The organism is Halobacillus rhizosphaerae (assembly GCF_046719735.1).
Classification (GTDB): domain Bacteria; phylum Bacillota; class Bacilli; order Bacillales; family Halobacillaceae; genus Halobacillus_B; species Halobacillus_B rhizosphaerae.
Genome location: NZ_JAUTWQ010000006.1, coordinates 276,651 through 299,502, shown reverse-complemented (window position 1 = coordinate 299,502; position 22,852 = coordinate 276,651). Strand labels below are relative to the sequence as shown.

The 22,852-nt window shown below is 43.3% G+C and carries 19 protein-coding genes; 17 read left to right on the top strand and 2 right to left on the bottom strand.

The window, feature by feature from the left end; all coding sequences use genetic code 11:
* The first annotated feature begins 17 nt into the window (after window positions 1-17).
* Genes purM through purD form a run of 4 tightly spaced genes read left to right on the top strand, consistent with a single transcriptional unit; the run spans window position 18 to window position 4,442 of the window.
* The gene (purM, locus tag Q7A53_RS09230; RefSeq protein WP_411788857.1) at window positions 18-1,040 is read left to right on the top strand and encodes a phosphoribosylformylglycinamidine cyclo-ligase; all 1,023 of its coding nucleotides are present in this window, start codon (window positions 18-20) and stop codon (window positions 1,038-1,040) included.
* Complete coding sequence (gene purN / locus Q7A53_RS09225) at window positions 1,037-1,615, top strand: phosphoribosylglycinamide formyltransferase (RefSeq protein WP_411788951.1); 579 nt, start codon at window positions 1,037-1,039, stop codon at window positions 1,613-1,615. Before purM ends, purN begins: the two co-directional genes overlap by 4 nt.
* The gene (purH, locus tag Q7A53_RS09220; RefSeq protein ID WP_411788856.1) at window positions 1,612-3,150 is read left to right on the top strand and encodes a bifunctional phosphoribosylaminoimidazolecarboxamide formyltransferase/IMP cyclohydrolase; all 1,539 of its coding nucleotides are present in this window, start codon (window positions 1,612-1,614) and stop codon (window positions 3,148-3,150) included. Before purN ends, purH begins: the two co-directional genes overlap by 4 nt.
* Before the next feature lie 17 nt (window positions 3,151-3,167).
* Complete coding sequence (purD, locus tag Q7A53_RS09215; protein WP_411788855.1) at window positions 3,168-4,442, top strand: phosphoribosylamine--glycine ligase; 1,275 nt, start codon at window positions 3,168-3,170, stop codon at window positions 4,440-4,442.
* A gap of 463 nt (window positions 4,443-4,905) precedes the next feature.
* Here the strand turns inward: purD and Q7A53_RS09210 are convergent, their stop codons facing one another.
* Window positions 4,906-5,127, bottom strand: coding sequence for a YgaP family membrane protein (locus Q7A53_RS09210; protein ID WP_411788854.1), 222 nt, complete (start codon window positions 5,125-5,127; stop codon window positions 4,906-4,908).
* Between the two features lie 62 nt (window positions 5,128-5,189).
* Between Q7A53_RS09210 and Q7A53_RS09205 the strand changes: the two genes are divergently transcribed.
* The 8 genes from Q7A53_RS09205 (at window position 5,190) to pruA (ending at window position 16,714) form a co-directional block, all read left to right on the top strand.
* Window positions 5,190-6,935, top strand: a complete 1,746-nt coding sequence (locus Q7A53_RS09205; protein WP_411788853.1) for an adenine deaminase C-terminal domain-containing protein — start codon at window positions 5,190-5,192, stop codon at window positions 6,933-6,935.
* Window positions 6,936-6,974: 39 nt separating this feature from the next.
* The gene (locus tag Q7A53_RS09200) at window positions 6,975-8,027 is read left to right on the top strand and encodes a DUF3048 domain-containing protein (protein WP_411788852.1); all 1,053 of its coding nucleotides are present in this window, start codon (window positions 6,975-6,977) and stop codon (window positions 8,025-8,027) included.
* Window positions 8,028-8,046: 19 nt separating this feature from the next.
* Window positions 8,047-8,349, top strand: coding sequence for a YerC/YecD family TrpR-related protein (locus tag Q7A53_RS09195; RefSeq protein WP_411788851.1), 303 nt, complete (start codon window positions 8,047-8,049; stop codon window positions 8,347-8,349).
* A gap of 282 nt (window positions 8,350-8,631) precedes the next feature.
* The gene (pcrB, locus tag Q7A53_RS09190) at window positions 8,632-9,315 is read left to right on the top strand and encodes a heptaprenylglyceryl phosphate synthase (RefSeq protein WP_411788850.1); all 684 of its coding nucleotides are present in this window, start codon (window positions 8,632-8,634) and stop codon (window positions 9,313-9,315) included.
* Between the two features lie 25 nt (window positions 9,316-9,340).
* The gene (gene pcrA, locus Q7A53_RS09185) at window positions 9,341-11,575 is read left to right on the top strand and encodes a DNA helicase PcrA (RefSeq protein WP_411788849.1); all 2,235 of its coding nucleotides are present in this window, start codon (window positions 9,341-9,343) and stop codon (window positions 11,573-11,575) included.
* Window positions 11,576-11,590: 15 nt separating this feature from the next.
* On the top strand, window positions 11,591-13,591 hold the full coding sequence (gene ligA, locus Q7A53_RS09180) for an NAD-dependent DNA ligase LigA (protein WP_411788848.1): 2,001 nt from the start codon (window positions 11,591-11,593) through the stop codon (window positions 13,589-13,591).
* A 15-nt stretch (window positions 13,592-13,606) separates the two neighbouring features.
* Complete coding sequence (locus Q7A53_RS09175) at window positions 13,607-14,776, top strand: CamS family sex pheromone protein (RefSeq protein ID WP_411788847.1); 1,170 nt, start codon at window positions 13,607-13,609, stop codon at window positions 14,774-14,776.
* Between the two features lie 387 nt (window positions 14,777-15,163).
* Entirely contained in the window at window positions 15,164-16,714 is a 1,551-nt protein-coding gene (pruA, locus tag Q7A53_RS09170) for an L-glutamate gamma-semialdehyde dehydrogenase (RefSeq protein ID WP_411788846.1), read from the top strand.
* 75 nt (window positions 16,715-16,789) lie between these two features.
* Here the strand turns inward: pruA and Q7A53_RS09165 are convergent, their stop codons facing one another.
* Window positions 16,790-17,080: a hypothetical protein gene (locus tag Q7A53_RS09165; RefSeq protein ID WP_411788845.1), complete on the bottom strand. Its 291-nt coding sequence runs from the start codon at window positions 17,078-17,080 to the stop codon at window positions 16,790-16,792.
* A gap of 431 nt (window positions 17,081-17,511) precedes the next feature.
* Between Q7A53_RS09165 and Q7A53_RS09160 the strand changes: the two genes are divergently transcribed.
* The 5 genes from Q7A53_RS09160 to gatB all read left to right on the top strand — a co-directional run bounded on the left by Q7A53_RS09160 (window position 17,512) and on the right by gatB (window position 22,844).
* Window positions 17,512-17,637 carry a hypothetical protein gene (locus Q7A53_RS09160; protein WP_411788844.1) on the top strand — a complete coding sequence of 42 codons (126 nt, stop codon included), beginning with the start codon at window positions 17,512-17,514 and terminating at the stop codon, window positions 17,635-17,637.
* A 6-nt stretch (window positions 17,638-17,643) separates the two neighbouring features.
* Window positions 17,644-19,164 (top strand): sodium/proline symporter PutP, encoded by a 1,521-nt coding sequence (gene putP, locus Q7A53_RS09155; RefSeq protein WP_411788843.1) that lies wholly within the window; start codon window positions 17,644-17,646, stop codon window positions 19,162-19,164.
* Between the two features lie 477 nt (window positions 19,165-19,641).
* Window positions 19,642-19,932: an Asp-tRNA(Asn)/Glu-tRNA(Gln) amidotransferase subunit GatC gene (gatC, locus tag Q7A53_RS09150; protein WP_411788842.1), complete on the top strand. Its 291-nt coding sequence runs from the start codon at window positions 19,642-19,644 to the stop codon at window positions 19,930-19,932.
* Window positions 19,933-19,944: 12 nt separating this feature from the next.
* The gene (gene gatA, locus Q7A53_RS09145; protein WP_411788841.1) at window positions 19,945-21,417 is read left to right on the top strand and encodes an Asp-tRNA(Asn)/Glu-tRNA(Gln) amidotransferase subunit GatA; all 1,473 of its coding nucleotides are present in this window, start codon (window positions 19,945-19,947) and stop codon (window positions 21,415-21,417) included.
* A complete protein-coding gene (gene gatB / locus Q7A53_RS09140; RefSeq protein WP_411788840.1) occupies window positions 21,414-22,844 on the top strand; it encodes an Asp-tRNA(Asn)/Glu-tRNA(Gln) amidotransferase subunit GatB in 1,431 nt (476 codons plus the stop codon). The genes gatA and gatB overlap by 4 nt, the downstream gene beginning before the upstream one ends.
* The last annotated feature ends 8 nt before the right edge of the window (window positions 22,845-22,852 follow it).

Here is a 22,852-nt window from a genome sequence, read left to right as displayed (position 1 = left end):
GAAATGAGGGAATGGCAATGAGTGAATCCTACAAACAGGCTGGCGTGAATGTAGAAGCAGGATACGAAGCCGTCAATCGAATGAAAAAACATGTGGAAAGAACGATGCGCCCGGAAGTAATGGGTGGCCTTGGTGCTTTTGCAGGACTCTTTGATATTAGCTCTATGTCCTATCAGAATCCTGTGCTGGTCACCGGAACAGATGGGGTAGGAACGAAGCTGAAGCTGGCTTTTCAATTAGATAAGCATGACACTATCGGTCAGGACGTGGTGGCGATGTGTGTGAATGACATTGCTGCACAGGGAGCCGACCCGTTACTATTTTTAGATTATATTGCCTGTGGAAAAAACGAACCGGCAAAAATTGAGCAAATCGTCAAAGGGATTGCAGATGGCTGTGAACAGGCAGGAGCTGCCTTAATCGGCGGTGAAACGGCAGAAATGCCTGGCATGTATGACCTTGAAGAGTACGATTTAGCTGGATTTGTCGTAGGCATGGCAGATAAAGAAAAGCTGATTACCGGTGAAACGATTAAAGCGGGAGACGCAGTCATTGGTCTTGCATCCTCAGGGGTTCATTCAAATGGCTTCTCCTTAGTGCGCCGCATAGTCGATGAGCATAAGCTGGATCTTCACCACCACTATCCAGAATTAACGAAACCGCTGGGCGAAGAACTTCTAACACCAACGAAAATTTATGTAGAAGCTCTTAAGCAGTTGAAGCAAGCGGTAACGATTAAAGGAATGGCTCATATTACTGGCGGCGGTTTTTATGAAAATATTCCCAGAGCTCTGCCTGAAGGGATGGGCGTCCAGCTGAATCAGAATAGCTGGGAAGTGCCAGCGATCTTTGAATTTCTAAAGAATCACGGCCGCATTCCTGAAGAAGATATGATGGGTACCTTTAACATGGGAATTGGAATGGCTCTTGTCGTTTCAGAGAAGGATGTCCCTGCTGCTCTTGAAGCCCTTAAACAAGCTCAAGAGAACGGAAGGGTTATCGGTTACGTCACTGAGCAGGAAGGAATTCAGTGGTCATGATGAAACTTGCGGTTTTTGCTTCTGGGACAGGCTCGAACTTCGATGCTATCGTTCAAGCCATTGAAGCAGGGGATCTCGATGCCGAAGTTTCCCTGCTAGTGTGCGATCGTATCGAGGCACCTGTGGTAGAAAAAGCACAACGGGCAGATATTGATACCGTGGTCTTTAATGCGAAAGTGTATGAAAATAAGGCTGCTTATGAACAAGCTTTGCTGAAAGACTGTCAGGAAAGAGAAATTGATTACATCATTCTTGCCGGCTATATGAGATTGATTGGGCCGACGCTGCTTAAGCCTTACGAGAATAGAATCATAAATATTCATCCCTCTCTCCTTCCAGCTTTTGCAGGTAAAGATGCCATTGGACAGGCGTTTGACAAGCAAGTGAAGATTACCGGAGTCACGGTTCATTTTGTAGATGACGGCATGGACACGGGACCTATTATCGATCAAGAAGCGATGCGGATCGAAGACAGCGATACGAAAGAGGATGTGCAGAAGAAAATTCAAGCCATCGAACATCAGCTTTACCCGAGAGTTATACAGTCACTACAGGTCAAGGAGGATGCTAAATGAGTACAAAAAAGCGCGCACTGTTAAGCGTTTCAAATAAAGATGGTCTAGCAGGCTTTGCCAAAGAGCTTGTTGAACTGGGGTTTGAACTTGTTTCAACTGGAGGCACTAAGAAGACGATTGAAGAAGCAGGGATTCCTGTTTTATCAATATCTGAGATTACTGAATTCCCGGAAATTATGGACGGACGAGTGAAGACCCTTCACCCCTCGGTCCATGGAGGTCTTCTTGCGAAAAGGAAGAATGAAGATCATATGAAGCAGCTTGAAGAGCTTGATATTCATACGATTGATCTCGTAGCGGTCAACCTTTATCCCTTTAAGGAAACGATTGCTAAGCCTGATGTCACCGAAGCGGATGCTATTGAAAACGTTGATATCGGCGGTCCTACTATGCTTCGTTCCGCTGCGAAAAGTTTTCAGGATGTGGCGGTTGTTGTAGATCCATCTGACTATGATTCCGTTATTTCCGGTCTGAAAGCTGGCGAGCTTTCCTATGAAGCGAGACGGAAGCTGGCGGCGAAAGTATTCCGTCATACCGCTAACTATGATGCAATGATCGCAGAATATTTCTCTACGCTTACCGAAGAGACGTATCCTGAGACCTATTCAGTTACGTATGAAAAGGTTCAATCCCTGCGTTATGGAGAAAATCCTCATCAGACAGCATCCTTCTATCAAAAAGCTAATTATGAGGGGGCATCGCTCGCGAATGCCAAACAGCTGAATGGCAAAGAGCTTTCTTATAATAACATTCAAGACGCTAATGCTGCGCTTGAAGTTGTGCTTGAATTTGATCAGCCGGCTGCAGTAGCCATGAAGCATATGAATCCTTGTGGAGTAGGAACAGGCGAAAAGATCGCTGATGCCTATCAAAAAGCTTATGAAGGCGATCCTATGTCGATCTTTGGCGGGATTGTAGCATTAAATCGTGAAGTGGACGAAGAAACGGCCGTCAAATTAAAAGAGATTTTCCTTGAAATCATTATCGCTCCATCCTTCAGCCAGGAAGCACTGGATATTCTCACGAAAAAGAAAAACTTACGACTGCTTGAAGTAACGATGAAAAAACCTGAAGCTCAAACTCATAAGCTGACGAGTGTGCAAGGCGGACTGCTCGTTCAGGATACGGACCAAGGATCTCTTTCGGATGTAGAGCTTGAGGTAGCAACCGATCGTGAACCTACGGAACAGGAGCTTGAGGACTTAGCCTTAGGATGGAAAGTCGTAAAGCATGTGAAGTCCAATGCAATTGTGGTAGCGAAATCTGACCATACACTCGGAGTGGGTGCCGGTCAAATGAACCGTGTAGGAGCAGCTAAGATTGCCCTTGAGCAGGCCGGAGAAAAAGCAAAAGGAGCTATTCTTGCCTCCGATGCTTTCTTCCCTATGCCAGACACCGTAGAGACTGCCGCTCAAGCAGGCATCTCTGCTATTATCCAGCCAGGTGGATCTAAGCGTGATCAGGATTCCATTGATGCCTGCAATGAACATGGCATTGCGATGGTATTTACGAAAATGCGCCACTTTAAGCACTAATAAGGAGGGGAATCTATATGAAACTGATGGTCATTGGCCGAGGAGGCAGAGAGCATAGCCTGATTCAAACCCTTGCCAAAAGCAGTCAGGCGGAAAAAATTTATGCCGTACCTGGCAATGCAGGCATGGAAGAGGAAGCAGTGCGCGTCCCGATTGAAGAAACAGATCATGAGCAATTGGTCGCTTTTGCAAAAGAAAACGATATTGATCTTACTATTATTGGTCCAGAAAATCCGCTGCTTGATGGATTGTCAGACGCGTTTCAATCAGCAGGATTAAAGGTATTCGGACCATCCAAAAAGGCTGCGTTAATTGAAGGCAGTAAGCACTTTGCGAAACAGATCATGCAGAAATATCAGATCCCCACGGCTGATTATGCAGCCTTCACAGATGCGGAGAAAGCTAAACAATACATTCAGGAGAAAGGTGCTCCGATTGTAGTGAAAGCTGACGGCCTCGCTGCAGGCAAGGGCGTTGTTGTGGCAGAAACAGCAGAACAAGCGATGGAAGCTGCTGAAGATATGCTTATTAATGGACAATTCGGCAGCGCAAGTAAAGAAATTGTGGTCGAAGAATTTCTTGAAGGCGAAGAGTTCTCCTTGATGGCCTTTGTAAATGGTTCCGCTGTTTATCCAATGGTTTCTGCGAAAGACCATAAGCGGGCTTTCGAAGGCGACAAAGGACCGAATACAGGAGGGATGGGGGCATTTGCTCCCGTACCGGATTTACCGGAAGGTTCTTACCAAACAGCTGTAGAATCGATATTACAGCCTACTGCCGATGCGATGGTAAAAGAAGGACGCCCATTTACTGGCATCCTTTATGCTGGCTTGATTCAAACGGACCTTGGACCCAAAGTCATTGAGTTTAATGCTCGATTTGGAGATCCGGAAACTCAAGTGGTCCTGCCGCTTCTTTCTAATGATCTTGTGCAAGTTTTTCTTGATGTATTAGATGGAAAAAATCCTGAGCTGACCTGGGAAAAAGGCTTTTGTGCGGGAGTGGTTGTGGCTTCGAATGGATATCCAGGGGGATATGAGAAAGGACGCCCGCTTCCGGTATGGAAAAAGCAGACACAAGTGTTTACCGTCCATGCAGGAACCGAAAAGAAAGAAGATTCCTATATTTCCAGCGGTGGACGCGTATTACTTTCCGGTGCCAAAGCTGCTGAGCTTTCCCAAGCTTTAGATGACGTTTATGATCACCTGCAAGTATTTGACAGCAACAAAGATTTTTTCTACCGCAGAGATATTGGACTTTCTGCAATTTCTTCCCGCTCTCGTCAGTCATAAGCAGAGGACGATTTGGCCCCTTAGAGAAAGAGACTGGTATTTGAAACACTAATTTAGAACACTCAGGGAAGATCTGAGTCTTATCTTGAATGACCGCTCCGGACATACACTCCGCTTTTCGCGGGCGGCTGGTTTGCCTCCTCGTGCTTTCGCACTGCGGGGTCAAACCTATGCCTTCCTCCCGCAGAAGTCTTCGTGTATGCCCTGCGCTGCGAGGGTAAATATGGTTACCTCCTCCTTTGTTCATCTGTGGAGAGAGAGCTAAAAACAGAAACGTCTAAATCTTTACTACGTAGGACATAAAAATCCGAACGAAGATGGAATTATGTTGCAAACATTTCATCATCGTTCGGATTTAATAATGCCTGGAATACTTTTGCCACGCAGTTTTCATTGACATTCGGTACTTTGATTTCTCGTAAATGTCTGCACCGGATCACCATTTAAACAATTAGCAGGAAGACTAAAATTGTTCTTCTTCACTCTGCTTCAATTCCTGATAAGCCGCTGTTAACGGACAGTATCGGACGATGCCCTCCGCAACCTTCATAGAGGCAGCGACTACCATGAACGGGTGAAAAGAATGTCCTTGATTCTTTTCGGCACGCATCTTTAAGAAAGTAAGCATACTAAGTCCGCAGGTAATCCTCAGCATAGCATTTACAATTCCAATGTTAGGTTTCATTTCTATATCCTCCTTTCCCTGTGTTACGATAGAAAATAATGAATTAAAGGGAGGCAGCCCCAGTGAATGAACAACGCTTCCGTTGGCGTAATCGTCAACTGCGTGAACATACCTCTGTCATGGATGGTAAGTTAGCGCCAACTAAGTTAATTAAACAAACGACTTATTTAAACGTTTATTTAAAACAATGGCTTACCGGTCATATTTGGATTTATGAAGACCGGATCATTTATACAGGTAAGGAGCTTCCCGATAATCTTGAAGGCACAGAAGTTATTGATGGAAAGGATAGTTATGTGGTACCTGGGTACATTGAGCCCCACGCCCATCCATTTCAGTTATATAATCCCCTCAGCTTAGCTGAATATGCAGCTAAGACCGGAACCACATCCTTGATCAACGACAATCTTATGTGGCTTTTTTTAACAAAAAAAGGGAAAGCGTTTTCTTTACTGGAGGAATTTATGAATGTTCCCGCTTCTATGTATTGGTGGTCGCGTTTTGACGCGCAATCGGTGCTTAGAGAAGATGATAAGCGTTTCTTCGATGAGCAGGTACTTCCATGGATTGAGCATGATGCGGTAATTCAAGGCGGAGAACTCACGGCTTGGCCAGATGTGTTATACGGCGGCGATGAACAAATGCTGCACTGGATGCAGGAAACGAAGCGCTCCCGAAAACCTTTAGAAGGACATTTGCCCGGAGCCTCGGAGAAAACCCTCGTGAAGATGAAGCTGTTAGGTATAGACTCCGAACACGAATCGATGAACGCAGAGGAAGTGATCCGGCGGCTGTCTCTTGGTTATCAAACCGGTCTGCGTTATTCATCTATACGTCCGGATCTTCCGGAAATTTTGCAAGGATTACGTGAATTAAATCATACCCAATTTGATCATATGATGTTCACCACAGATGGCTCTACGCCTGGCTTTTATCGTGAAGGACTGATCAACCCTTGCATTAAGCTTGCTCTTGAAGCAGGTGTTCCCGACATTGATGCTTATATGATGGCTTCTTATCAGTCAGCCCGCCACTTTGGGGTAGAGGATCGTGTCGGGAGTATTGCCCCTGGCCGCGTTGCCCATATAAACTTGTTGTCCAGTCCCGATAACCCGGACCCGCATTCCGTGCTCGCTAAAGGGAAATGGCTGAAAAAAGACGGGGAAATTCTCGATCAGCCCACAACAATTGAATGGGAAGAAAATGGCATTACAGCATTAAAGCTGGATTTTGATATTTCGGATGAGGATTTGCAGTTTTCCATGCCCATCGGAATGGAAATGGTTAATGATGTCATTATGAAGCCCTACGCGATTGATATTGAGGCCTCAGTAGAAAGGCTTCCTGATGAGTTAAACGAAGCTTTTCTTACTCTGATGGATCGTGAAGGAGAATGGAAAGTCAATACCTTGTTGAAGGGATTCACGAACTCTTTAGGAGCACTGGTAAGTTCTTACTCGAATACAGGAGATTTGATTTTGCTAGGCAAATCACGAACTGATATTAAACAGGCTTTTGACCGTATGAAAAAGCTCGGCGGTGGAATTGTTCTGGTGAATAAAGGGGAAATTATCTTTGAACTTCCTCTGCCCTTAGGCGGTGTGATGTCGGACTTGCCTATGGAAGAGCTAATGGATGAGGAAGAGAAGCTGAAGAATCATTTGAAATCCTTTGGTTTTTCTTTTACAGACCCCGTTTATACCTTGCTGTTCTTGTCTTCCATGCATCTTCCGTTTATAAGAATCACTCCGCTTGGACTTATGAACGTGAAGAAGAAAGAAGTACTTTATCCTTCTATTATGAGGTAAACTAGTAGAAAGACTACAGGGATAAAGGGAAGTGTCAAGATGAAGAAACCTTTAAGTATGGTTGCCATCTTTCTGCTTATCATTTGTCTGGCAGCCTGCCAAAGTAAGGGAAATGAGAGTTCAAGATCCGCTGATTCACACGAGTCTTCCAGGATCAGCAAAGAAGTAAAAGAACAGCCTGAGAAAAAGGAAGAGCAGGAGACGAATGTCTATCCTCTTACCGGGGAGCTGGCAAATGGAGGAATAGACAATCAGGTCATTGGAGTGATGGTAAACAATCATTCGCTGGCACGTCCTCAAACAGGTTTAAGTAAGGCGGATGTCGTTTATGAAGTGCTTGCGGAAGGACAAATTACACGTTTTCTAGCTTTGTTTCAGAGTGAGATTCCTGATAAGATTGGACCCGTGCGAAGTGCTAGACCTTATTACTTAGAATTGGCGCAGGGATTTAACGCGCTTTACATTTACCACGGAGCATCTGTGGCCATTAACCAAACGGTCGCAAACAGTGGAACTGATTTCCTGAATGGTTCGATGTACGATAATAATGGCTGGCTGTTCCAGCGTTCCACAGACCGATCTGCGCCCCATAATTCTTATTTACTAACCAGCGGGATAAACCAGGCGCTGGAAGCAAAAGGATACGACAATCAATCGACAATTCCACCGCTGCCTTTTGCGGATGATGATCAATTAAACAAAGGTCAGCCGGTGACCGATGTAACGATTACGTACTCTGAACAGCCCGAAGAGATCGTGTCATTCACTTATGACACTGAAATCAAGCAATTTCTTCGTTCCAGTGACGGAGAACCTACAGTGGAAAAGGAAACGAATCAGCGTATTGCTGTCGATAATATTTTTGTTGTCGAAACGAGCCATCAGGTTGTGGATGGTAAAGGCAGGCGTTCTATAGATTTAACATCCGGCGGAAAAGGGTACTTATTCTATAAGGGTGAAATGCTGCAAGTAAACTGGAAAAACGTGAACGGGAGGATTCTGCCTTATCTAGATGGAGAGCCGCTGCCGTTCGCTAGAGGAAAAACTTGGGTCAACATTGTACCAACCAATACCAAAGTTGCAGCCCAGTAGTTAAGGGGGGGAACGATAAATGCAAATTGATAAGCTGCGTGGCAAGACACTAGATCAATTATTTGAAGCTATCTTATCTCTTAAAAATGTGGAAGAGTGTTATGAATTTTTTGATGATCTTGCTACGATGAATGAAGTTCAATCTCTTGCTCAACGTCTTGAAGTTGCTCGAATGCTAAGAGAAGGTTTCACGTATCATAAGATTGAAACAGAAACCGGTGCTTCAACCGCGACAATTTCAAGAGTTAAACGCTGCCTGAATTATGGAAATGATGCTTATACCCAGGCGCTGGACCGTGTCGAAGAAAAGAAAACCAAATAATAGAAATAGAAAAAAAGAGACGGAGAAACTTTTAAACCCGAACTGTTTATTTACAATGGTTCGGGTTTTCTGTGTTTAGCTGCTGTAAAATGAAGCGAAAACTATTAGAAAATCCTCTACTTGATTTACGCCCACGCAACTGATCAGCGAATTGTAGCTTCGACCGATTTTGAGCGAATTCCTCTTCTCTAATTTTCTTATCAATTTTTGTTAACCATTCATCCTCCAAGTCAATCTTTGCTATAATAAATGAATGAACTATGGGTTTTGGAGGACGAAATTGTGTACAACATGAAAGAATGGGATCACGTCTTTAAGTTAGATCCAAATAAAGAAATTACTGACGAAAACTTAGAACTCGTATGCGAATCAGGCACCGATGCTGTCATAGTTGGCGGCACAGATGGGGTCACCTTAGACGGAGTCCTTCATTTACTCGCAAGAATTCGCAGATACGAAGTTCCCTGCATATTGGAAATATCGAATCTTGAAGCGATAACACCTGGATTTGATTTTTATTTTGTTCCTATGATCATGAACAGCGAAGAGAAACAATGGATGATGGACCTTCAGCACCAGGCCGTTAAAGAATACGGAGACATCATGGACTGGGAAGAGATGCTTGCTGAAGGATATTGCGTATTAAATCCTGAGGCCAAAGTGTTTACACATACGCAGTGCAGGCTGCCTGACTCGGAAGACACAATTGCGTATGCTAGAATGGCGGAGCATATGTTTCATCTGCCCATTTTTTATTTAGAATACAGCGGTACATACGGAGATCCTGAACTCGTTCAGGAAGTGGCCCGTGAACTAAATCAAACGACATTATTTTACGGTGGCGGAATCCGTACCAAACAAGAAGCGGAAGAAATGAAATCTTTCGCAGATGTCATTGTTGTAGGAAATATTATATATGACAATTTGAAGGCTGCCCTTCAGACAGTGAAAGCGGCCAAACAATAAATTTTTCACTAAGGATGGTGTCCACATGACGCAGACAACACGCGCTTTATTGAAAGGCTTAAATGAGCAACAAGGAAATGCGGTGACCCATACCGAGGGGCCGCTCTTAATTATGGCAGGAGCAGGCAGTGGGAAGACTCGGGTATTAACCCACCGGATTGCGTATCTATTAAACGAAAAGGACGTTTCACCGCGAAATATCCTTGCCATAACATTTACGAATAAAGCAGCACGGGAAATGAAGGAGCGAGTGGAGTCTCTAGTAGGTGCCGATGGCGAGAAGATTTGGATGTCGACTTTCCACTCTTTATGCGTGCGGATCCTTCGGCGTGATATTGATCGCATCGGCTATGATCGTAATTTCTCGATCTTAGATTCCAGCGATCAGCTGTCGGTGATTAAACAAGTATTAAAGCAAATAAATCTGGATCCGAAGAAATGGGACCCACGGGCGATGCTTGGCGCGATCAGCAACGCTAAGAATGAGCTGATAACGGCAGAAGATTATGCCAATCAGGCTGGGAACATGCATGAAGAACAAATTGCTGAAATTTACAAAAGTTATCAAAAGAGATTAAGAAAAAATCAATCCCTGGATTTTGATGATCTAATTATGCAGACGCTGTCCTTGTTTGACCGGATGCCTGAGGTTCTTGAATATTATCAGCGCCGTTTTCAATATATTCATGTAGACGAGTATCAAGATACAAACCATGCACAGTATCAGCTCGTCAAACATTTAGCCAGTCGTTATAAGAATTTATGTGTGGTAGGCGATTCCGATCAATCGATTTACGCCTGGCGCGGTGCCGATATTGAGAACATTCTTTCGTTTGAAAAGGACTACCCTAATGCGCGGACCATTCTGCTGGAGCAGAATTACCGTTCTACAGAGTTGATCTTAAATGCCGCCAATCATGTGATTGACCATAATTCAGGAAGAAAACCTAAACGATTATGGACCGATCATTCCGGTGGAGAGAAAATCCATTACCAAGAGGCAAGCACGGAGAGGGAAGAAGCTTTGTTTGTTACGGATAAAATTGAAGAATTAATTCGTCAGGGCAAATTCAAATACAAGGATGTAGCGATTCTTTACCGTACGAATGCTCAGTCCCGTACGATTGAGGAAACCTTTGTAAAAGCCGCGGTCCCTTACCAGATGATAGGCGGCACGAAATTCTACGATCGTAAAGAAATTAAAGACATGCTTGCTTATCTTCGTTTGATCGCCAATCCAAACGATGATTTGAGTTTTCAACGCGTCGTCAATGAACCGAAGCGCGGGGTGGGGAAGACTAGCATGGACAAGATGGCAGCTTATGCCGCTGATCATGATATTTCCCTGTATGAAACGGCAGCGGAAGTTGATTTTGTCGGAGTCAGCGCCAAAGCGGCGAAATCTATCATGCAATTTCGCACCATGATTAAGAACTGGACTCAGCAGCAGGAATTTCTTTCGGCTACGGACATGGTTCAGGAAGTCATCACTAAAACGGGTTATGAAGAGATGCTTTTGAATGAAAAGAGTATTGAAGCTCAAAGTCGTCTTGAAAATATCGAGGAGTTTAAGTCTGTAACAAAAAACTTTGAGGAAAATAGTGAAGATAAAACACTGATTGCTTTTTTAACGGATCTTGCCTTAATTGCGGATATTGATTCTATGAATGACGATCCTAATAGTGATGATGCTGTCACGATGATGACCCTGCATTCAGCGAAAGGGCTTGAGTTTCCTGTCGTCTTTTTAGTAGGAATGGAGGAAAATGTTTTCCCGCACAGCCGGTCACTTATGGATGAGAATGAAATGGAAGAAGAACGGCGTTTAGCCTATGTAGGTATAACTCGGGCGGAACGTCAGTTATTCATTTCGCACGCCAAAATGCGTACGTTATTTGGCCGGACTAATATGAATCCGGTCAGCCGGTTTATCAGTGAAATTCCGGAAGACTTGATTGAAGGAAAAGAAGAGAAAGAGTCGCTTCCATTCTTTAATCAAACAAGAGGGACGGCCCCTGTTCATCCGTCTCAGCAGAAACCGCAGAAACGCACAGCTAAGAAAATGGAGAAAAAACCTTCGAGTGGCGGAGAAAAACTCGGCTGGAATCCTGGTGATAAAGCTGCCCATAAGAAATGGGGCGAAGGTACAGTGGTCAATGTCCGGGGTGAAGGAGACGCTATGGAACTGGATATTGCTTTTCCAGCTCCTACAGGAATAAAGCGTCTGCTTGCACGTTATGCTCCAATTACGAAAGCTTAAGGGAAGTGTGATTAGATGAACGAACAAGAAGCAAAGGAAAAAATCCAGTCACTTAGAGATGAAATAAATCAATACAATTATGAATACCACACGCTGGATGACCCGAGTGTACCTGATAACGAGTACGATAAAAAAATAAGAGAACTAATTGAGCTGGAAGAGGAATTTCCTGCTCTCGTAACCCCTGATTCTCCTTCTCAGCGGGTAGGGGGAGCTCCTTTAGATGCCTTTGTTAAAGTTCAACACAACGTTCCGATGCTAAGTCTTGGAAATGCTTTTGATGAACAAGAACTTCGGGATTTTGATCGTCGGGCACGTGAAGGCACGCAGGAAGAAGTTACGTATGTCTGTGAGTTGAAAATTGACGGCTTAGCTGTTTCTTTAACTTATGAAGACGGCGTATTTGTCCGCGGAGCTACACGGGGAAATGGAACAATCGGCGAAGACATTACAAAGAATCTGCGTACGATCCGCAGTATACCTCTGCGTTTACATCAACCAGAAACAATAGAAGTACGCGGCGAAGCTTTTATGCCGAAGAAATCTTTTATCGCCCTCAATGAAGAGCGTGAATCAAAAGAGGAAGAGCCGTTTGCCAATCCAAGAAATGCAGCGGCAGGAAGCCTGCGTCAATTGGACCCTAAAATTGCTGCTAAACGGAATTTAGATATTTTTCTTTATGGGATTGGCATGTGGGAGAATGAACCAGCACAATCTCATAGTGAGCGCTTGGAACAAATGAAGGAAATGGGATTGAAGACCAACCCAGAATGGAAGAAGTGCGAGACTATTGAGGAAGTTATTGAATTTGTTGACAGCTGGGTCGATAAGCGTCCGGCTCTAGATTATGAAATTGACGGAATTGTAATTAAAGTGGACCGGCTCGATCAGCAGGAAGCGCTTGGTTTTACAGCCAGAAGTCCGCGCTGGGCAACTGCTTATAAATTTCCTGCTGAGGAAGCCGTGACCAAGATGCTGGATATTGAACTCAGCGTCGGCCGTACTGGAGTCGTCACTCCGACCGCTATTCTTACCCCCGTGAAGGTGGCGGGGACGACTGTTCAACGGGCTTCCTTGCACAATGAAGATTTGATTCGCGAGAAAGATATCCGGATTGGTGACCCTGTGGTCATTAAAAAAGCAGGAGATATCATTCCTGAAGTGGTGCGCGTGTTAACCGATCAGCGTAGTGGAGAAGAAGAACCTTTTTACATGCCTGAGTATTGTCCGGAATGTGAAAGCAAACTCGTTCGGCTGGAAGAAGAAGTAGCTCTGCGCTGTATTAACCCAAATTGTCCGGCGCAGCTTAGGGAAGGGCTCATTCACTTCGTCTCTCGAAATGCGATGGATATTGAAGGACTGGGGGAGAAAGTCATTGCTCAACTGTTTAAAGAAGAGCTGATTCACAATATTGCCGATCTTTATAAACTTGAGCGAGATGAGCTGTTAAACCTCGAACGGATGGGAAACAAATCGGTTGAAAATTTACTCGCCGCTATTGAAGAATCGAAACAGAATTCGCTGGAGCGGCTGCTATTCGGCTTTGGAGTACGGTACGTAGGCACAAAAGCTGCCCAAACTCTTGCCCAGGAATTTGAAACGATGGATAAGCTCGTTGAAGCTAACGCAGAGACGCTGGAAAGCATCCCAGAAATCGGAGAGAAAATGGCCGACTCTATTTCGCGTTATTTTGATAAACCTCAGGTGAAAGAACTGATCGAAGAGCTGAAGCAGCTGGGGCTGAATATGGATTACAAAGGTCCGAAGAAGAGAGAACAACCTTCCGATTCCTTATTTGCGGATAAAACCATCGTTCTAACAGGAAAAATGGAAAATTACACAAGGTCGGAAGCGAAGAAAATTGTTCAGGAACTTGGTGGAAATGTCACGGGAAGTGTAAGTAAAAATACCGACCTGTTAATTGCTGGAGAAGACGCAGGATCGAAGTATACTAAAGCAAGTGAATTGGGGATTGAAATCTGGGATGAAGACCAGTTTACCAAAGCTTTAACGTAATGGAGAGTGGAAACCATGAGGAAGATACACGCACTGTTGTTATGTTCTTTGCTGATTCTAAGCGCGTGTACACCAGTGTTTGACAACAAACAGAAAGTTGTCAAAGAAACGAAAGATGAGAGCAGTAATCAATCGGCAATTCTTCCGAGCTACAGTGCTGCAGATGATAATTACAAAATGATTTTGTCTAAAGATACCCCTACTACATCTGCGGCTAGAGGATTAACGACTAACCAAATGGGAAATCGGCTGGATATATCTGAGTTTGAAAGCGGTCTGCGCCGGCATTCTCAAGAATATTTCAGCCCGGATAAGTATTATTTTCAGCCTGGTCAATATTTAGACTACGATACATTAATTGAATGGCTGTCCAGACATGAACCAGATGACCCTAAAACAGAAGATAAAGACGAAAGTAACGAGGGGTTAAATCCTGAACTAAATATGAAGAACCCTACAGAGCAAGATTATCGTAAACATCCTAAATATATTTCTAATATTGTTGAACAGGATTATTTAGTGAAAAAAGATAACGTGGTCAAGATCAATGGAATTACGATCGGAATTTCCTTGCGTTCTGAGTACCACTTTTCTGTTGATGGGAAGGAATACACGGAAAAGCATTCAAGAAGTGAGCTTATAAGTAAAGGCAAGAAGTACGCTGGAGAAATCTTAAAGCGTCTTCGTAAGCAAAAAGAACTGGAAGATGTGCCAATTGTTTTTGCAATCTATCAAGAAGAAACAGCCAGTTCGAAAGTACCTGGGAACTTTCTTTCCAAGTCTTATGTTAAAGGCTCTGATATGACAGTGAAAGATTGGGAGCCGATAAAAGAAAATTATGTGCTATTCCCTTCAGATGAAGCAGAGGAAAATCATTTCGATGATTCTCAGCTTTTCTCTGAATTTAGAAACGAAGTCTCGGATTACTTCCCGAATTTCGTTGGAATGATCGCGAACGGCTTTTATGTAGATGATGAACTGCATCAGGTTAAGATTAATATCCCGATTCAGTTTAACTCAAATTCTGAAGTTGTTGGCTTTACTCAATATGTTTACAGCTTAGTTAATGAGATGTTTGAAGATCATTATGATGTAGAAGTGAATATTTACAGTATGGACCAGCAGGAAAGCTTGATCGTTAAGAAAGCAGGGGAGTCAGACGCCTACGTGCATATTTACGAATAAGGATGCAGAGATAAAGATAGCAAATAATTTCACAGATCAGAAAACCCGAACCGCACATTGGTTCGGGTTTTTCTTGTTTAAAGAGTAATGAAGAAGCTGTTTCCAAACTCCTGCTTCAACCTCCACATAGTTCGTTGTATTTTTTGTTAGCAATTGTAAAATCGAAACATACAGAAGGATTTAAATCTATATAAAAGTAAATTGAAAAATAATGCGTTAAAAATGATGGATATTCTCTATTTTAAGGATATACCGTACTCATTTAGGATAAATGGATTGAACAACTTCTCATTGTACGATAGAATGAACATTGGAAACGCTTAATGTGCTAATTTTCCTACAATTACACAGCGTCTAAACCCACATACATTCAAGGAGGCGGATTAAATGGTAGTCCCATACAAACATGAACCATTTACCGATTTTAGCATCGAAGAAAATCGCAATGCCCTGGAATCAGCGATTAAGCAAGTGGAAGCTGAACTGGGTAAAGAGTATCCCCTTATTATTGGCGGAGAAAGAATTATGACGGATGACAAGATCAAAGTTGTCAATCCTGCAAATAAGAAGGAAGTTATTGGTTACGTAGCTAAAGCAAATCAAGACTTGGCAGAGAAAGCTCACAAAATTGCCGACGAAACTTTTGACTGGTGGCGTAAAACGAAAGCACAGTTTCGCGCAGATATTCTGTTCCGTGCAGCAGCAATTATCCGCCGCCGCAAGCACGAGTTTACGGCTCATCTTGTAAAAGAAGGCGGAAAGCCATGGAAAGAGGCAGATGCGGATACAGCTGAAGCGATCGATTTCATGGAGTACTATGGCCGTCAAATGCTGACGATAGATAAAGGGGTAGAGGTGAACTCCCGCCCAATCGAAAATAATCGTTTTCATTATATTCCTTTAGGAGTCGGCGTTGTCATTTCTCCTTGGAACTTCCTGTTTGCGATTATGGCAGGTACTACTACAGCAGCAATGGTTTCTGGAAATACCGTACTACTGAAGCCTGCAAGTTCGACTCCAATCATTGCTTACAAAATGATGGAAGTACTCGAAGATGCTGGTCTTCCAGCTGGGGTCATTAACTATATACCGGGAAGCGGGAAAGAAGTGGGCGACTATCTAGTCGATCATCCCCGCACGCGCTTTATCAGCTTTACAGGTTCTCGTGAAGTCGGTACCCGTATTTTCGAACGGGCGGCAAAGGTCCATCCTGGCCAGCAATGGCTGAAACGTACCATTATTGAAATGGGCGGGAAGGACACAATTGTAGTTGATAAGGATGCTGATTTGGAATTAGCTGCCGATGCGATTACTTATTCTGCCTTTGGTTTCTCAGGTCAGAAATGCTCAGCTTGTTCAAGAGTAGTGGCGCACGAAGCGATTTATGATGATTTGCTTAACCGCGTAACGGCTAAGACTAAAGAAGAAGTGTCTCATGGGGATCCTTCCGATAATGCTTCCTACATGGGACCAGTCATTGATCAAGGGGCTTATGATAAAATTATGAGCTACATTGAAATTGGCAAGCAGGAAGGAAAGCTGATGGCTGGCGGAAAAGGCGACGCGAGTAAAGGCTGGTTTGTTGAGCCTACGGTTATTGCTGATCTTGCTCCTGACGCGCGAGTTATGAAGGAGGAAATCTTCGGACCGGTGGTAGGCTTTACGAAAGCTTCATCCTTTGATGAAGCGATCGAAATCGCTAATAACACAGAATACGGCTTGACAGGTGCGGTCCTTACAAAGAATCGCGCTCATATTGAACAGGCTCGTGAAGATTTCCATGTCGGGAATCTATACTTCAATCGCGGATGTACGGCTGCCATTGTAGGCTACCATCCATTTGGCGGATTCAATATGTCTGGAACTGACTCCAAAGCAGGCGGACCAGACTATCTTCTTCAGCACATGCAGGGAAAAACTACATCTGAAATGCTTTAATAATAATTACTAAGAAACCCGCACCATTCATTTATAAAATGGTGCGGGTTTTTTGTATTGCTGCATCCTCGTCCTTCACTCAATATAACGATTTCGATCGCCTCTTAATTTCAGCCAGTTGGATTTCATGCTCGCATAGCTGCCCACTGCTGCATATCCATAGAACCAGCCCATAAAGATTCCTGCCGCTAGATCTCCTCGGTGACTATAGCCGACTGATAATGTCAGTCCCAATATAAGCGCAATGCTGGGTACAGCAAATTTAGGGATTTTGAGAAAAATTTTTATGATTTCAGTAAGTGAAATAATGATCGGAATAGCAATTACCGCATCCCATATATTTGTTTGAATCGCTGGCAGATCCATCGGTTCATCACCTCATTCTTTGTATTACCGTTAGTTTAACTCGAATACTTTTACTTATTCGGTTTCACCGCAGTCGAGAAAGGGTAGCAGAGAATAGGGAAATATGTCGATAGAGCTCTGGAATGCTTTTCGTCAATCTGGAAACAATAAACTCATGGATTCATCAATATTTGTAAAATCTTAATTTTTATTTATAAGATTTGATGAATAGATATTGTTTATTTGTCGGTTATTTGATTATATATGTAATAATTTCGAATAATTATTCAATCGAGCAGATATGACAAAAATTTTGCAATGTTCTTACAACTGTATTATGATATAGTGGTACCTGTGTTTGGCTTTTTTCACTTCTGTGACTATTGAACCACTATTCAGAAAAATGGGAAAATTGCATAGGAGTGTATATTTTAAGGATTGGAGGTGGGACCATGTTTGAACTAGCAACTTCTGCCGTTTATTCTATTAAAGGCGTAACTTGGTTCTGGTTGTTTGTTCCAATGCCATTACTATTAATTTTATCTATCATTACACTATTTACTGAAAGGAGCGAATAAGTAAACATGAGTATTCCTACGTTAATAACCTTTATCGTTTATTTAATTGGTATGTTACTAATTGGTTTTGCAGCATACCGCTTAACAAGCAATTTATCTGATTATGTATTAGGTGGCCGTCGTTTAGGTCCAGGAGTTGCCGCACTTAGTGCCGGAGCATCTGACATGAGTGGCTGGCTGTTACTAGGTCTTCCTGGTGCCGTCTATGCTTCAGGACTTTCGTCTGCATGGATAGGTGTTGGCCTTGCTATTGGTGCTTACTTAAACTGGCAATTTGTTGCACGCCGTCTGCGTATTTATACAGAAGTGGCTAGTGACTCCATTACAATTCCAGACTATTTAGAGAATCGTTTCCACGATAAATCTCATATCTTACGTGTTATCTCTGCATTTGTAATCTTACTATTCTTCACCTTCTACACCTCTTCCGGTATGGTTGCCGGTGCGAAGCTATTTGAAGCTTCATTTGGGTTAAGCTATGAATCAGCTCTATGGGTTGGTGCAATTGTAACAATATCTTATACTTTCCTAGGCGGTTTCTTAGCCGTAAGCTGGACAGACTTTGTTCAAGGTATTCTAATGTTCTTAGCATTAATTACCGTACCAATTGTAGCCATCAATGATCTTGGAGGCTGGAGTGCAGCAACCGATGCTGTAGGCCGAATTGATCCTACCCACCTAAACATGGTACAAGGTGTAGGCGCACTAGCTATTATTTCATCTCTAGCATGGGGTCTTGGTTACTTTGGACAGCCTCATATTCTAGTCCGTTTTATGGCACTGCGTTCCCCTAAAGACGTGAAGAAAGCCCGCTTCATTGGTATGGGCTGGATGGTTCTAGGGTTATATGGAGCAATCTTCACTGGACTGTTAGGTCTTGCTTATATCAATACTCAGGATCTTGGACCGCTTGGTGACTTTGGAGTAGACATTGTGAATCAGAACGGTGTACAGATGCTTGCCGACTCTGAGAAGATCTTTATTACTTTCTCACAACTATTGTTTAATCCAGTCATTTCCGGTATCCTGCTTGCAGCCATCTTGTCTGCAATCATGAGTACGATTGACTCTCAGCTTCTTGTATCTTCTTCTGCACTTGCGGAAGACTTTTACAAAGCGATTTTCCGTAAGAATGCATCAGAACGTGAACTTGTATGGGTTGGACGTATTGCAGTAGCAGGTATCGCTCTTATCGCGATCTTGCTTGCAGGTAATCCAGATAGTTCAGTGCTTAATCTTGTATCTTATGCTTGGGCAGGATTTGGTGCTGCTTTTGGACCTCTTATCATCTTGTCGCTATTCTGGAAAGGCATTACCCGGAACGGTGCGCTTGCCGGTATGATTGTCGGAGCCATCACTGTAGTAGTTTGGGCCGACTTCCTAAACGGTGGAATTTTCGATCTTTACGAGCTTGTACCAGGTTTCATACTAAGTACAATTGTTACAGTTCTAGTTAGTATGGGTGGTACTCCTCCGAAAGAAGTACTTCGCGAATTCGAAGCTGCTGATAACTACAAAATGAAATAAGAAATACGAAAAGAACTCTCAGCCTGGCTGGGAGTTCTTTTTTTATAAAGATCTGATTGCTGTATCCTTAAAGGAACATTTAATCGGGCGTTAGTTTGAAATCAAGTGTTCATGAAAAGGGCAGAATTGTGTAAGATTCGATTTCGAGGTTAAAGCCCTGCGGGTGCCGACTCGCTTTATGTTTTTGATATTTCCGTACTCACTTATAACCGGAACGGAAATCTTCAAAATGTCTCTAAACTGAGTCTTCCAGATATGGGAGCTTTTATACAGTATAGTGACTACCACTTGATGTTACCTTCTGGATCTCACCATAAAGATTTCAAGCGACAAAGCTTGACGGAGAGGTGCTTTCTGTCAAGGACAGCACCCCCATAAATATGTTAAGATAGATAAGGTGTAAAGCTGGACGTTGAATATTGTTTCGTATTTTTGGTATGATCATATATTATGTGAGTTCGAATGGAGGTAGAAGGTATGTCAAGAATAAGCAAAGAAGAAGTGAAGCACGTCGCCCATCTGGCACGATTAGCTATTACAGAAGATGAAGCCGACAAGTTTACGAAGCAGCTTGACGATATTATTACTTATGCAGAGCAGTTAAATGAATTGGACACGGAAGGTGTGGAACCAACCACCCACGTCCTTGATCTTAAGAATGTTCTGCGTAAAGATGAGCCGAAGAAATGGATTAAAAAAGAAGACGCACTTAAAAACGCACCGGATCAAAAGGATGGACAATTCAAAGTGCCATCCGTACTGGAATAGGGAGGTTCAATCATGTCTTTATTTGACTATACGTTACGTGAGCTTCAAGAGAAGCTACATAATAAAGAGATTTCTGTCACTGAATTAGTCGATGAATCTTATAAGCGAATTGGTGAAGTTGATGATCAAGTGAAGGCTTTTCTTACTCTGAATGAAGAAGCAGCCCGTGTGCAGGCAGCTGAACTAGATGAAAAGCGTGGAGAAAAAGGAGCCCATTTATTTGGTCTTCCAATTGGAGTAAAAGACAATATCGTAACCAAAGGTCTGCGTACGACGGCAGGCAGTCAGTTTCTCAATAATTTTGAGGATCCGCTCTATGATGCAACCGTAGTTAATAAGCTCAACGAAGCTAAATCCGTGACCATCGGTAAGTTAAACATGGATGAGTTTGCTATGGGTTCTTCCAACGAGAACTCAAGCTATTACGCAGCTCGTAACCCTTGGAATACCGATTATGTTCCAGGAGGCTCAAGCGGCGGATCAGCTGCGGCTGTAGCGGCTGGGGAAGTTCCTTTCTCATTAGGCTCTGATACAGGCGGGTCGATTCGTCAGCCAGCAGCCTATTGCGGCGTAGTGGGCTTGAAGCCTACTTATGGCCGTGTTTCCCGTTTTGGATTAATTGCGTTCGCTTCTTCCCTTGACCAGATTGGACCTGTAACAAGGACTGTAGAAGATAATGCTTTCCTATTAGAAACCATTGCTGGCCACGATCCAATGGATTCTACATCAGCAAACGTTGAGGTACCGAAGTATACGGAATCTCTGACAGGTGATGTAAAAGGCATGAAGATTGCCGTACCGAAAGAGTATTTGAGTGAAGGCGTAGCTCCTGAAATTAAAGAAGCGGTCTACGCAGCACTTAAACAATATGAAGACTTAGGAGCAGAATGGGAAGAAGTTTCTCTGCCTCATTCGAAGTATGCTCTATCCACTTATTACTTGCTTTCTTCATCTGAAGCGTCAGCTAACCTGGCTCGTTTTGATGGTGTCCGCTATGGCAGAAGAACAGAAAATGCTGAAACGATGCTTGATATGTTTAAGCGCTCCCGTTCTGAAGGATTCGGCGAAGAAGTGAAGCGCCGTATTATGCTGGGAACCTTTGCCCTTAGTTCCGGCTATTACGATGCTTATTATAAGAAAGCACAGCAAGTTCGTACCCTTATTAAAAATGACTTTGAAAAAGTGTTTGAAGACTACGATGTCATTATGGGGCCAACCACTCCAAATACGGCTTTCAAAGTTGGCGAAAAAGTGGACGATCCTTTAACGATGTATGCGAATGATATCTTAACCATTCCAGTGAACCTTGCAGGTGTGCCAGGGATATCTATTCCATGCGGATTCTCTGATCAAGGACTGCCGATCGGTCTGCAGATCATCGGTAAACACTTTGATGAAGGTACCATTTATCGGGCCGCTCACGCTTATGAACAAGCAACTGATTTTCATAAACAACGCCCGTCCCTTGGAGGTGCGAAGTCATGAATTTTGAAACCATTATTGGACTTGAAGTCCACGTTGAATTAAAAACAGATTCCAAGATCTTTAGTCCATCGCCGAATATGTTCGGGGATGAACCTAATACGAATGTGAATCCGATAGATTTAGGTTATCCAGGTGTGCTTCCGGTATTAAATGAGGAAGCCGTTAACTATGCGATGAAAGCTGCGATGGCCCTTAACTGTGACATTGCCACGGATACTAAATTTGACCGGAAAAACTACTTCTACCCGGATAACCCGAAAGCTTACCAAATTTCTCAGTTTGATAAGCCGATCGGTGAAAACGGTCATATCGAAATTGAAGTAGACGGAGTGAAGAAGAAAATCGGGATCACTCGTCTTCATATCGAAGAAGATGCTGGTAAGCTTACCCACAGTGACGATGGATACTCTCTAGTTGACTTTAACCGCCAGGGAACACCTCTCATTGAAATCGTGTCTGAGCCTGATATTCGTTCACCTAAAGAAGCCTACGCATATTTAGAGGCATTAAAGAACATTATTCAATATACCGGTGTTTCTGACTGTAAGATGGAAGAAGGGTCCCTTCGCTGTGATGCGAACCTTTCCCTTCGTCCGATTGGTCAGGATGAGTTTGGTGTGAAAACTGAAATCAAGAACTTAAACAGTTTCTCTTTTGTTCAAAAAGGACTTGAGTTTGAAGAAATTCGTCAGGAAAAAGTGCTGCTTACAGGCGGAGAAATTCTTCAGGAAACCCGCCGTTATGATGAGCAGACAAAGGAAACACTTCTTATGCGTGTGAAAGAAGGTTCGGATGATTATCGTTACTTCCCAGAGCCGGACTTAGTTCCTCTGCACATTGACGAAGCGTGGAAAGACCGCATTTTTAAAGAGATTCCAGAGTTGCCGGACGCCCGTAAGAAGCGCTACATCGAAGAGCTTGAATTGCCTGCTTACGATGCGATGGTGCTCACCAATAATAAAGAGCTATCCGACTTCTTTGAAGAAACGATAGCGAATGACGGAGATATTAAACAAGCGTCCAACTGGCTGATGGGCGAAGTCTCTGCTTATATGAATAAGAATCAGAAGGAATTAAGTGATCTAGCATTAACGCCGCAGTCTCTCGCTAAAATGACACAGTTGCTTGAGAACGGAACGATTTCCTCGAAAATCGCGAAGAAAGTATTTAGTGAACTTGTCGAAAAAGGCGGCGATCCTGAGAAAATTGTGAAGGATAAAGGACTTGTGCAAATTTCTGATGAAGGCCAGCTGACAGAAATCATTACCAAAATTCTAGATGCAAACCCTCAATCCATTGAAGATTATAAGAACGGGAAAGATCGTGCGCTTGGATTCTTAGTCGGTCAGGTGATGAAAGAAACTAAAGGACAAGCAAACCCGCCAATGGTAAACAAGATTATTCTGCAGGAAATGGACAAGCGTTAATAAAGAGA